16 protein-coding genes are annotated in these 11,770 nt (G+C 46.0%); 9 read left to right on the top strand and 7 right to left on the bottom strand.

Annotation, left to right across the window (positions count from 1 at the left end; genetic code table 11):
* Positions 1–62: 62 nt before the first annotated feature.
* From D3D03_RS04445 to D3D03_RS04425, 5 genes are all read right to left on the bottom strand, one after another.
* The gene (locus D3D03_RS04445) at positions 63–836 is read right to left on the bottom strand and encodes an ABC transporter permease (protein ID WP_119922912.1); all 774 of its coding nucleotides are present in this window, start codon (positions 834–836) and stop codon (positions 63–65) included.
* Complete coding sequence (locus tag D3D03_RS04440) at positions 833–1,537, bottom strand: ABC transporter ATP-binding protein (RefSeq protein WP_119922911.1); 705 nt, start codon at positions 1,535–1,537, stop codon at positions 833–835. Before D3D03_RS04440 ends, D3D03_RS04445 begins: the two co-directional genes overlap by 4 nt.
* 107 nt (positions 1,538–1,644) lie before the next feature.
* Positions 1,645–2,019 (bottom strand): YciI family protein, encoded by a 375-nt coding sequence (locus D3D03_RS04435; protein ID WP_119922910.1) that lies wholly within the window; start codon positions 2,017–2,019, stop codon positions 1,645–1,647.
* A gap of 254 nt (positions 2,020–2,273) precedes the next feature.
* A complete protein-coding gene (locus D3D03_RS04430; protein WP_119922909.1) occupies positions 2,274–2,738 on the bottom strand; it encodes a GNAT family N-acetyltransferase in 465 nt (154 codons plus the stop codon).
* Positions 2,739–2,752: 14 nt separating this feature from the next.
* A complete protein-coding gene (locus tag D3D03_RS04425; RefSeq protein ID WP_119922908.1) occupies positions 2,753–3,190 on the bottom strand; it encodes an NUDIX domain-containing protein in 438 nt (145 codons plus the stop codon).
* Between the two features lie 161 nt (positions 3,191–3,351).
* Between D3D03_RS04425 and D3D03_RS04420 the strand changes: the two genes are divergently transcribed.
* The 4 genes from D3D03_RS04420 to D3D03_RS04405 are packed head-to-tail and all read left to right on the top strand — an operon-like array spanning position 3,352 to position 6,044.
* Positions 3,352–3,822: a GNAT family N-acetyltransferase gene (locus D3D03_RS04420; RefSeq protein ID WP_119922907.1), complete on the top strand. Its 471-nt coding sequence runs from the start codon at positions 3,352–3,354 to the stop codon at positions 3,820–3,822.
* Positions 3,823–3,843: 21 nt separating this feature from the next.
* Positions 3,844–4,413 carry a hypothetical protein gene (locus D3D03_RS04415; RefSeq protein WP_147367712.1) on the top strand — a complete coding sequence of 190 codons (570 nt, stop codon included), beginning with the start codon at positions 3,844–3,846 and terminating at the stop codon, positions 4,411–4,413.
* Positions 4,414–4,455: 42 nt separating this feature from the next.
* Positions 4,456–5,139, top strand: a complete 684-nt coding sequence (locus tag D3D03_RS04410; RefSeq protein ID WP_119922905.1) for an ABC transporter permease — start codon at positions 4,456–4,458, stop codon at positions 5,137–5,139.
* A gap of 2 nt (positions 5,140–5,141) precedes the next feature.
* The gene (locus D3D03_RS04405) at positions 5,142–6,044 is read left to right on the top strand and encodes an ABC transporter ATP-binding protein (protein WP_119922904.1); all 903 of its coding nucleotides are present in this window, start codon (positions 5,142–5,144) and stop codon (positions 6,042–6,044) included.
* A 120-nt stretch (positions 6,045–6,164) separates the two neighbouring features.
* Here D3D03_RS04405 and D3D03_RS04400 read toward each other — a convergent pair whose 3' ends face one another.
* Positions 6,165–7,814 carry a M3 family metallopeptidase gene (locus D3D03_RS04400; RefSeq protein WP_119922903.1) on the bottom strand — a complete coding sequence of 550 codons (1,650 nt, stop codon included), beginning with the start codon at positions 7,812–7,814 and terminating at the stop codon, positions 6,165–6,167.
* A 247-nt stretch (positions 7,815–8,061) separates the two neighbouring features.
* On the opposite strand from D3D03_RS04400, the gene D3D03_RS04395 reads away from it, so the two are divergent.
* The 4 genes from D3D03_RS04395 to D3D03_RS04380 are packed head-to-tail and all read left to right on the top strand — an operon-like array spanning position 8,062 to position 9,850.
* Positions 8,062–8,268 (top strand): helix-turn-helix transcriptional regulator, encoded by a 207-nt coding sequence (locus D3D03_RS04395; protein WP_119922902.1) that lies wholly within the window; start codon positions 8,062–8,064, stop codon positions 8,266–8,268.
* Positions 8,265–8,960, top strand: coding sequence for a DUF3169 family protein (locus D3D03_RS04390; RefSeq protein WP_119922901.1), 696 nt, complete (start codon positions 8,265–8,267; stop codon positions 8,958–8,960). Before D3D03_RS04395 ends, D3D03_RS04390 begins: the two co-directional genes overlap by 4 nt.
* An 18-nt stretch (positions 8,961–8,978) precedes the next feature.
* Positions 8,979–9,413, top strand: a complete 435-nt coding sequence (locus D3D03_RS04385) for a hypothetical protein (RefSeq protein WP_026833002.1) — start codon at positions 8,979–8,981, stop codon at positions 9,411–9,413.
* The gene (locus tag D3D03_RS04380) at positions 9,407–9,850 is read left to right on the top strand and encodes a hypothetical protein (protein ID WP_233550636.1); all 444 of its coding nucleotides are present in this window, start codon (positions 9,407–9,409) and stop codon (positions 9,848–9,850) included. The genes D3D03_RS04385 and D3D03_RS04380 overlap by 7 nt, the downstream gene beginning before the upstream one ends.
* A gap of 34 nt (positions 9,851–9,884) precedes the next feature.
* Here the strand turns inward: D3D03_RS04380 and D3D03_RS04375 are convergent, their stop codons facing one another.
* Positions 9,885–10,397 carry a GNAT family N-acetyltransferase gene (locus tag D3D03_RS04375; RefSeq protein WP_026833004.1) on the bottom strand — a complete coding sequence of 171 codons (513 nt, stop codon included), beginning with the start codon at positions 10,395–10,397 and terminating at the stop codon, positions 9,885–9,887.
* A gap of 114 nt (positions 10,398–10,511) precedes the next feature.
* Here D3D03_RS04375 and D3D03_RS04370 point away from each other — a divergent pair, with 114 nt between their 5' ends.
* The gene (locus D3D03_RS04370; RefSeq protein WP_026833005.1) at positions 10,512–11,717 is read left to right on the top strand and encodes an MFS transporter; all 1,206 of its coding nucleotides are present in this window, start codon (positions 10,512–10,514) and stop codon (positions 11,715–11,717) included.
* Positions 11,718–11,770: the final 53 nt, after the last annotated feature.

The raw sequence follows: 11,770 nt of genomic DNA, 5'->3' as shown, positions 1-11,770 counted from the left end.
AATATTTTTCAAAAACAAAAACAGCCCACTGAGTGTTTCAGAGGGCTGTTTCAGAGTTTCGATCAGTTATGTTTGTCTTTCCGGTACGTCAAACCGATGAACTGTGACTTTTGATTAAACAGTTTCCGGTAAGACATGTAACCGACAAGTACGGCGGACGTTGCTGCCGTCGTCAGTAACAGGAATAAGATCAGTAACTGATAGAGGACCGCTTCCATCGGATTGGCTCCGCCGATGATCAGTCCGCTCATCATGCCGGGCAGTTGAACCAAGCCCATTGTCTTCTGCGCTTCAATCGTCGGAATCATGCTCGTCCGGATGGCACTCTTGAGACTTGTATCGATGGCTGTTTTCGTATCACCGCCGAGCGACAAGATGAGTTCGATGACTTCATCACCCCGTTCGACCTCGTCCTTGAACTTATTAAGAAATAACAGCGACAAAATCATACAGTTTCCGATTACCATCCCACTGATTGGGATGACTTGCTGGGCTTCAAACGGAATGATGTTCAATCCAAGCATCAGTCCCATTGTCAACACTTCGACCGAGACCAAGGTCGCAAGGACAATCCACTGGATACCGGGAATCCCGTCGCCTTTACGGATGACGTTCAGTGTCGCCGCACCGATCATTAACAGAATCATCAGCAGGATATAAATCGGACTTTCACTCTCAAAAACGAATGTCAGGATATAGCCGATGATCAGCAACTGAATGATCGAGCGGACGGTCGCGATCAGGATGTCTTTTTCGAGACCGAGTTTCAGTGTAAAGGCGAGAATCAGCGGAATTGCGATAAAGATTAAAGAGGTTGCCAACTGAACGTAACTCATGACAATTCCCCCTTTAGGAACGCCTGAATGTCCGAACGTGCTTCGTCTGGTTCAAGCAGCGAGACGTTGCCCTGCTCCAGTAGTTGTCCGTCTTTTAGGAACCAGACGTCTTCACTGACACGCCGTGCCTGATCCAGATCATGCGTGATCCAGATGACGGTCACTTCGAGTTCCCGTTGCAACCGTTGAATCAGCTGCTCGATTTCCTTGACCATCCGAAAGTCGAGACTGGACGTGATTTCGTCGAGCAACAACACATCCGGTCGATTAACGAGCGTCCTAGCAATCGCGAGCCGGCTTCGTTCACCGCCCGACAGTTCTTTGACCGGTTGGTTCAGGTCAACATGCAAATCGACCAATCCCAGTAAGCGATTGGCTTCGTCCGTCGCCAGCGTCTCGTGAAAAATTGTTTTCGGTAAGCTGAGGTTATCGCCGACCGTTCCCGGTAACATCGGAGCGCTTTGAAACGCCATCCCGATTTTTTTCCGGAGTTCAACGAGGTCCAGTTGTTCTAAATCTTCACCACGGTAACAAACCCGTCCCCCGTCCGGTGAGATCAGCCCGTTCATCTGCTTTAAGCAGGTGGATTTTCCCGCACCACTTGGTCCGACGAGCGTCGTGATTTTCCCTTCCGTGAATCCTCCCGTGATGCCACGGAGTATGTGTTTGTACTGGACGTCATCAAATGTAATGATCGACACGTCTGCTTCACCTGACTTTCTGATTTCTAGTAATCGATTATGAAACTGCTTTACCCAACATGACAAAACCATACAACGCATCAATGCGTTGTATGGTGATGGACGTCTTATTCTGCTTCTTTTGGATCAATCAACGGCCGTACTTCCATCCGCCAGCCGTACTGCTCCGCTTCCTCAATCTGAGTCGTCGGATGGAGCAAGGCCAAATCGACGGCCTGCTCCAAATCAACCGCTTCAAAGACGACCAAACTGCCGATCTGCTCCGTTTTATCCGGGTCCAGTCCGTCCTGACGTTCAATCTGTCCGCCGAGGAGCCGGACCCGTTTCGTCTCCGCTCCCGGATGCCACTCATACAAGACGTTCGTTTTTGTAAAAAAATCTTCCAACGGTACATTACAGCGTTCCATGACGGCATCGAGCTCTTGCTGCGAGGACTGATTCATCTTTTCTGCATCGTAGTAGCCGATGAATAAAAATAACATCCAATCCCTCCTAGTTTCAAGGCTTTCGTGACTCGTCGCTCCTACTTGAAATACCCTGTTTTCAATGGAAATAATCACGCTCAACACAAAACACCTTGTCTCCAATGGAAACAAGGTGCCGCTTATTTATTGGCAATTTTGCGTAATAAATACAGTGCGTAGATGGCTGCCGGGACGGCCATGAACTGAACAAATAAATGTAACAGTCCGAAGATAAAATTCAAATCCGTGTAATCCATTCTTGATTCCTTCTTTCAACGTAATGATTTCGCGACGACTTGCCGCATTTTTTCAAAACCGAGCCGTTCGTAAAAGACATCGACTCCGTCGTTGCTCATCCAGTAATCGAGATCAATCTTATGTATACCTTGTGCGAGTGCCCGTCGCTCGACTTCAAGCAATAACTGACGACCAAATCCCTGCTGCTGTTTGTCATCGACAATACAAAGATGATGGACACGGACTTTGGTATTGGCAAAGTTGAAGGCACTTTCCGGACGCCGGAGGTATTCGATCCAGACGTATCCGATGGCTTCTCCGTCCAGTTCCGCGACTAAAAACTGGTGATTGCCGGTTCCGATGATTTGTGCAAAAAACGCTCGGACCGTCGCAAAGTCGTACGGTTTAAAAAAGTCCGGCTGTTGCGCGACATGCGGTTCATGGACGTAGCGGTTCAGCCGGGCCAGTGTATCCAGATCCGTTGTTTCGATAATCTGCATGCGTGTCCCTCCACTCAATGGGTGATTTGTCCGTTGAAGACGTACGGTACCGTCTGTTGCGTCGTCAAAATCTGTTCATATTCTTTCGACAGGTTCATGAACTGGACGGCGTCCGCAATCGTCACCCACGAAATTTCCTCAATCTCATCCGGGAAAATCGTGCCGAGTTCGCCCCCGCGAATCTCCGACTGGAAAAAGAAGAACAGACAGTGTTCATCGACTTGTGGGAAAAAGGCTTCGCTGACGTGTAACAGTTCCCCGACCGTAACGTCATAACCGGTCTCTTCCTTCGCCTCCCGGATTGCTGCTTCCGGTAACGTCTCCCCCGCTTCGACCGTTCCCCCGGGCAACGTGTAATACGAATACGATGGTCCGATGTTTTTGACCATCAGGACCTGATCCCGTGTCTCGTTTAATAAGACGTTATAGACGATATTTTTTTGGCGTGTCATGTTCCTTCCCCCTTAGATCAATAGATGGTATTTTTTAACTTATCTACTATACCATAGTCTTTTTCAGTCAGGGATAGTCCTCCATAAAAAAGGAAAAATAATTCCATGCGAATGACCTTATGGTAAAATAATTCCATTACGTTAAAAAAAGGAGGATTAGGATGATTCATTTGGAACCGGCAATCGGCAGCGATGCTCTTGCTTTATTTGAACTGCAAGTCGCAGCGTTCAGTCCGTTGCTTAAGAAATATCAAGATTACGACACGAACCCTGCCAATGAAACGATTGACCGGGTCTACGCGCGGATTCATCATCCGACAAGCACGTTCCTAAAAATCATCGCGGACGGACAGCTCGTCGGCGCGATCTGTATTCGCTGGAAAGAAGACGTTCATTTCCGGATCAGTCCGCTGTTTCTAGCACCGGATGCACAAGGTAAAGGATTTGCCAAACAAGCTATGCTGCTCGCGGAAGCCCGTTATCCGCAGGCCGTGACATGGGAACTGTCCAGTCTGCTTGAAGAGGCAAAAACGTGTTTATTGTACGAAAAGATAGGCTACGTTGAAATCGGTGTCCGGAAACCGCTGACTGCCAACGCGACGCTGATCCAGTATCAAAAAATCATGGCCTGAAAAAGGAGTACACGAATGTCGATGAAAAAAACAATATCTGCTGCTTTATTGTCCCTTGCGCTGCTCGTTCCGTTGTCACCGGACGCGATTGCTGAGACAAAGGGACCTTCGACGCAGCAAAAAAATGAGTTGTATCAACAATACGAAATCGTGATTGAATCCGTGAATCAACGTCATCCGGACGGTGAGCTAGAGTTAGCCCCAATCTATGCCTTTCGGGACGAAGACTGGCGTCCGGTCGAGGAGTTCAGAAAAATCGCCAAAAAGCGGAGTACGTTCAAGATCGCTTTGACATCGGACGAGAAACAGGCGGTCAAACCGGAACAGTCAATTGAAATCAACGTCATAGCGGATATTACGACCGATTACAGTCAAAGTGCCGAACGTCAACTCTGTTCGGATACGGTCTCCGTTACGTCCGAATCCCGCACCAAAGGGACCTGGGTTCAAAAAGGTTATACAGCGACGCGAATCGATGCCAATCAAACCTACGAAATCAGTCTCGGCGGTTACTATACGATGGACGGAATCGTGACGGGACATATACCAACGATTGAATTCCATTGCGGACGGACCGGTGAAATCAGCTGATTCGTTTGATTCCACCCCAATACATATCCATAGGAGCTTAATATGATCCCCATATTGAAAAATGAGTTTTTTCATACGTTTAAAAGCTTTAAGTCTGTCGCGATTGTCCTGTTCTTTACCTTGACGTCGGTCGTGACCGCCTCTTATTTGACCAACCATCCGGAATTACTGGGCAATCTCGACAGTCAAGCTGCCTATACCTCGAGCATCAAGTTCTTGATTTTCTTTTTCGGTTTCTTGTTTGTCTTTGCGGTTTCGCACGACATCATCAACCGTGAGATTGACTATCAAACCATTCGACTGCTCGTCAGTAAAACATCACGTTTTAATATCATCCTCGGTAAGTTTTTAGGATCATTTTTATTTTGGATCGGTGCCATTTCGATCAGTTTTTTGATTGTTTCCCTCTATGCCCGGTCATGGTTTTTACTCGATTATCTGACGGTCTGCACCGTCCTGTTTTTCATCACGTGTTTAAACATCTTTTTATCGACATGGATTTCACGTCCCAGCATGACGATGTTCGTCGGAATCTTACTCGGGATTCTCTGTCCGATTCTCGGATTTTGGGCTGCCTTTTCGAGCAACTGGTACTTGCTGCCCTTTAAGTATCTGTTGCCGTACTACTATGTCGTGGAATCAAACGGATATCTCGTCATGCCGTTCGTGATCGGCATCCTGTTTCTCGCAGCATCTTATTTTATGTTCAACAGAAGGGATTTGTAATCATGCTCGCAATTGAAGTGAACGATCTACATAAACGTTATGCCGGCAACGACGTGTTGAAAGGGATTCAACTTCACGTCACACAAGGGGAAATCTTTGGTTTTCTGGGGCGTAACGGTGCCGGCAAGTCAACGTTCATTCATATCTTGACCGGCATCACTCAACCGACGAGCGGCTACTTCTCAATTTTAGGGGAAACTCATCACCAGATGGAGAGGATCAAACAGAAGATCGGCGTCATGCCGGATACGTCAAACCTTTACCAACATATGAAAGCACTCGACTTTTTAAAGTACATGGCCGCCTTAAAAGGAGATACCAGAAGCACAGCCGAGTTAAGTCAATTGCTGGAACAAGTTGGCTTACCTTACGTCGAAAAACAAAAAATCAAGTCGTTTTCCTTCGGGATGAAAAAGAAAATCAGTATTGCACAAGCTTTGCTCGGCAATCCGGAACTCATTTTTCTCGACGAACCAACATCCGGTCTTGATCCGGAGTCCGCCATCCTGATTCAACAGTTGATCCTCACTTTAAAAGAGCAGGGCAAGACCATTTTCCTGACGTCACATAATCTGACGGAGATCGAAAAAATTTGTGATACCGTCGCCATCATGACGGACGGGATGATTGCCAAAGTCGGTACGGTGGCACAATTAAAACATGCAGCGAAAGAGACGATCCACGTTCATCTCCGCACGAATCCCTCACTGGACGCGATGAGATTACAGGAATGCGGAATCAATGACGTCCAGTTCATTAAACACGATCAAGCAGTCAGCGTCATCGAAGTGAACGAGGAGGAAGTCATTCCACTCTTGATCGAACGATTGACCGCCCAGCGCGTTAAGATTTACGAAGTGAAAATCGAGGTCACCTCGTTAGAAGATGTCTTCATGGCAGTTTAAGCAGACAACCCCCACTTCCTGATACGGAAGTGGGGGTGTTTTTGAACACACATGAGTCAGACAACTGCTTACTAGTACTCAGGAAATTAAATATTTCATGGTACCCACATTTAAAAATAGTTAATGGTTTTTAAGATGTTGCAGCTTGTCGATTTCTTCTTGAACAAAACAAATGAGTGCTTGCATCTCGTGTTCAGAGACATCAAATGACACGCCCGCCAACGCGTAGACTTCTTTGACTGAATGTGTGCGGGTCGCGCGGAGCGCTGTTTTAAAAGCTTCGATGGTTTGTTGCGGTTGCGCTTTGTATTTCCGGTACATCTGTAAGGCCGCAATTTGCGCCATCGCGTACTCAATATAATAAAAGGGTGTCTCAAACAAATGAATGATGCTCAGCCACTCCTCCCCTTTCCACCTCGAGAGTGTACTCCAGTCGATGGCGTTGGAGTCAAACCGGTCGCGCAAGGAGGCAAACTGTTCATTTCGTTCTTCAACGGTATGTGATGGATTTCGATACAACCATTCCTGAAACTGATCGACGATGATGGTTTGAGGTAAAAACTCGATGACCAGCCTGAATTGCTCGAGTTTTGCCTTCCGGACATGTGCTGCATCTTCAATCGCCAGATGCCAAAACTCCATGGAAAGAAGTTCGAATGTCATCGATGCGAACTCCGCTACTTCCATCGGGATCTGCTGAAAGTTGTCCGGCGCGTCTTTCATTAAATCATGATGGACCGCATGTCCCAGTTCATGAATGAGAATGACCACATCATCAAATGTTTGTGTTCGATTCATGAAAAGAAACGACGTTTCAGACTCCGGAAGGAATTCACAAAAACCGCCAGCCGCTTTATGGGCTCTTCCTTCAAGATCTAGATGCTTTTGAGATTTAAGTTCTTCCAACACTTTATGAAAAGATGGATCCAGATTACTTAAAATTGTTCCGATCGTCTCCAACAGACTTTCAACAGATGTACTTGCCGTCTCTTGGACGTCCGAATACGGAGAGATCCGTACATCCCACGGGCGAAGTTGTTGTTTCCCCAAAAATCTGGTTTGTTCCTCTTGAAATACTTCTTTCAGCGGCACGATATGCTTTTGGACAGCCAATGCCAATTGCAGACATTCTTTCGAGGTATAATCAATCCGCCCCAATTCCATGAAGGCATATGCCACATAGTGCTCAAGTTCCAGATTTTTGGCTTTCTCGTGGCGTAATCGAATCAGCTCTGAAAAAATACTCTGAAGTGATTCGGCGTGATGTTGATAGGAAAGATGAATCGCCCGGTAGGCAGTCTCGCGTACGTCTTCATCGGATTCAAAAAGTAACGCCGTTAAATCATGGATCAAGACAGCTTCTTCATCCATGGATTGCAGACTCCCGATTAATTGGATGTATCGGTTGATTTGTTCATCCTCTTGCTGACGGATCAAGATGTTTTTGTCTGAAAACGATGTTTGTTGGTGCATTAAAATGGTTTGCATTCGTGTATTTTCAATTGCTTCGCCGTGCTTCTCGAGACAGATGTCGTATAGTCTTTTTTTACAAACTGCCAAGAGCGGTTTGATGTCACGCTGCACTTCTTTCAGCCGGTCTTCGTATTGTTGATTTGATGTATCCCTTTGAAAATCAATCGATGCCCAAATGACCATTTCATCATACTTATGAATAAACGCTCGACTCTGTTCAATGAATCGAGGAAATGTGTCCGCACTCTTCATTAACTCATTAAAATCATTTTCTAGTTTGCGCTTTACGGTCTTCATCTGTTTCCCCCTTCATCGTATATACTCTCTACTGAAAAATCCAAGTGTATAAACCAAATTTTGTTAAAATCATCATTATTCTATATATGACTATACGATTATTTGACGCCGTTTTCTAGTTCGTGAAAATCTGTCTCTGTCTTTTCCTGACAAGTTTTTTTCTGGAATGACTAGTTTCATTATCTTTTTGACTATTATCGTTGTCATAAAGACAAGTATCGTTTACAATTCAAGTGAGGTGAAGGAAATGAAATCAAAAGTGAAGGAACTACGGGCACGCCATGGATGGAATCAGACAGAACTGGCAAAACGCGCCAATATTTCACGCCAGACAGTCAGTTTGATTGAGCGGGAGGAGTTCATGCCGTCGCTTCTGATTGCCACTAAAATTGCCCGGGTCTTCGAAACGACAATCGAGGATATCTTTCAATTCGACGAGGAGGAGTTACTGTGAACAAAAATCTACAGTTGATATTACGGATGCTTGTTGGCGGCGCTATTGGATTTTTCTTGATGTACTGGATGTTGAGCAGTCCGCTCGAGGGAATCGCCTTTTCAGAGTACAGCGTGTGGGTCAATGGCTTTTTGCTTGTTGTCCTGATCGGCTTACTTCTGTTTCCACTGATTCGTTATCGGCAAATTCAACGCCTTCTCCACCAACCGTTGACGGGAGACGCGGAAGACTCGGCTGATCAACAGATGTATCGCTGGTTCAGTGATGGCACACTGAGTTTAAACCTAGTGCTTCCGCTTAGTCTTGTATTGGTCAGTGTGAATTTAGTGCTCGATCAACAGCTTTCCTTAGTCGTGACTGGCTTCGTCGCAATGGGTGTCGGACTGATTGGTTCGATCCGGTTTCAGGCGCTGGTTCAGCACATGTATCCGGAACGGAAGCTTCCGGACATCAGTGAAACGGATTATGCCATGAAACTCCTCGCGGCATCGGATGACGGGGAAAAACACGTCATGCTCGAAGGACTGTACAAAACACATTCTCTTGTTAATATGATGCTGATCGTTGGAATCATCTTGCTGCTCTTCTACTCGCTGTCGACGTCGAGCTCTCAGCTATTCAGCATTTTCGTCATTACCTCCATCTTGATGGTCAGTAACGCAAAATATTATCTGACGATTCGTAATCGTTAAAAGGAAAGGAAAAACATCATGCTAAAAAAAATGGCTACTGTCGTTCTGACATCCGTTTTGATTTCCGGTGTTTTAACCTGCTGGTCTTATACACCAATGTCGGAACGGGCAAGCGATACGATGTATTCATCAGCGAGCGGCATCTTTGTTCTTCATTTGATGTATACCCTGCCCATTCTACTGGTTTCCGGGGTCTTGACGGATGTGCTAATCGGGAACAGATCAAAACATCTTTTTTCGACCCGGCTTCGGTTTGTCATACAGGCCGTTTTGTATGTCCTGTCGGGCGTCTTGATTGGAACGATTTTAATCCTGACATTTACGAAAGAGGCTTTTGAAGTCCCGGTTTCCCTAACGATTGCCGGAGGTTCCGCCCTGCTCTACTATCTCGTAAACCAGCTGATTGAACGAGCCTTCCGGCGTGTTCATAAAAAGGAGACTCCTGTATGTTGAACAAAATGTTGAACAAATTATTCGCGGCCGCTCTGACCGCAATCGCCACTTCCGGTATATTGACGTTGGTTTTATCCGTTTATGCATTTTTCGAAGAATCAGATGAAGATGTCTTTTCCGTGGCTTTTGATTATTTTCTCATTTACACGTTCTATTCGTTTCCCGTCATCTTCATTTCAGGAATCCTCGTCGATTGGCTGAAGAAACGATTTGTTACATTCTTCCCTAAGCACCGGAAGACAGTCCCTTTGTTGTATGGTGCATCAGGCAGTACAATCGCCCTGGTTATTGTTTTACTAAATCATAACGGAGCCGTTCGGTTCAGTGAACTGTTGTTCTTGCTGCCTTTCCTGATGCTTTGCGGCGCATCAGCGATTCTGTATTTTTGGATTTCGCATAGGATTCTCAAAAAATCGTATAATAATCCTAAAAAATGACTCGCGGTTAAAACTACCGGAGTCATTTTTGACGTCAGTCGAGCATCGTCCGTTTGAACTGAATAAGCATCATCCGTTGACCGTTCAGTTCGACTTCTACTGCTTTGCTTTCTTGTTGGAATCCGTTACCTGTCAGGATTTTTTGCGAAGCGATGTTTCCATCCGTCGTTTTTGCTTGAATTTCCTTGATATCAAGTTTCCGACATTGTCCAATCAACAGCCGGACGGCCTCTTTGGCAATCCCCTTACCCGTATGATTTTGTCCGATCCGGTACCCAAGTTCTGCCCGTTTCGTAGTTACATCCCAATCGACGAGATTGATACGACCGATAATTTCTCCGCCTTCATCTTTGATCAGGTAAAAGAACGAAGTGCCATCTCGCTGTTCCTGCAAAAGCGACGCATGGCGTTGCTTAAACATCTCAGGCATGTAATAGTCATCTCCGCGTGACGGAATCGATTGTTCAAAATATGTGCGGTTCTTGAGTTCAAATGTATATAACTCTTCTGCGTCCAGTGCCGTACAGGTCTTCAACTGAATTTTCATATCACTCCTCCTAACTCCCTAATTATTCCTTTGTAATTCCATATATTATCATTATAATCATATAAGATACAGTTTATCACCGATTCATCACTACAGGTCAAGTTAGGAAACAGCATGTTCATCAAACGAAATCATCATAATTTAGCTACTCATAACGTCCGTGTCTTTTATTTCATCACCTTGTTCGGTACGATCAATCTCCTCGATCCGGTCATCACCTTGTTTTATTTTCATCGTGGCTTGTCGGCATCTGACATTCTGATCATCCTCTTCATGTATTGTGCCGCGACGTTAGTATCGGAAATCCCGACCGGTGCCTTTGCCGATCGCTTTGGACCAAAAGCATCGTTTTTAACCGGCAGCCTGATCAGTATTTTCTCAACCAGTCTGTTGCTGGTCGCAGACAATCTCTGGTGGTTTTCGATTCAGGGACTGCTGTGGGGATTATCCACGTCCTTCTTTTCCGGTTCAGACGATGCCTTGATTTACGAATCATTAAAGGAAAGCGGTCAGGAAAAGACGATGAGTCAGGTCATGGCGAAGATCTCGTCCGTCATGTTCTCCGTCACGATTTTTACCAGCCTGATCGGCGCCTATCTCGTCCGCGATTTAGCGGAAAGTCAGTTCCAATTTCTGATCCTCATCGGAATTCTCTTCAAAATCATCGAATTCTTCTTGATTTTCAGTCTGATCAATCCTAAATCGTTTGATCAGTTCCGGGACAACCCGTATACCCATGTCAAAAACGGTTGGCAGATCATCCGCCGATCACCGGATCTGATTAAAGTTTTTCTCAACTTCACGATAGTATTGATTCCATCTGTCGTCATTTTCGGAAAGTTTGAGCAACCGTATGTGACGGGAGCCGGACTTCCCGTTGCATGGCTCGGTGTTTTGTACGCAAGCGCCGCTCTACTCAGCATGCTGATCACCCGACATCTCGCGTGGCTGTTGCTCCGGTTTAAACGGACGACATTGATGCAACTGTCCGGCGTCGTCACACTGCTTGCCGTTACGTTGGCCAGTTTCCTGTTTGACAGCTTATGGATCGCCTTAGTGCTCTTTTTTGTCCTCCGGATGCTCCGGTCAATCCGCCAACCGCTTTATTCCGGCATCATCAACGAACATATCCCGTCCGGCAGCCGGGCGACGACGCTCTCCCTGCTCAATCTCGTCGATTCCGCGTTCGACTTAATCATTCTCGGAACGATGTCATTCGTCGCGACTCTTGGATTACCGGCCATCTTTATCGGGTGTGCTCTGATTATTGGAGTGGGTCTGTTGTTTCCGGTGCGGGAGGCGAAACAGCCGGTACAGTAATATTCCTATACTATATAAAAGAAGTCATAAGACACAGTGAGTTAGATTACTGT

It is taken from the genome of Exiguobacterium sp. RIT452 (assembly GCF_003598705.1).
GTDB classification, from domain to species: Bacteria; Bacillota; Bacilli; order Exiguobacteriales; family Exiguobacteriaceae; genus Exiguobacterium_A; species Exiguobacterium_A undae.
The sequence above is the reverse complement of the archived record's forward strand: the minus strand, read 5'-3'. Positions and strand labels throughout refer to the sequence as shown.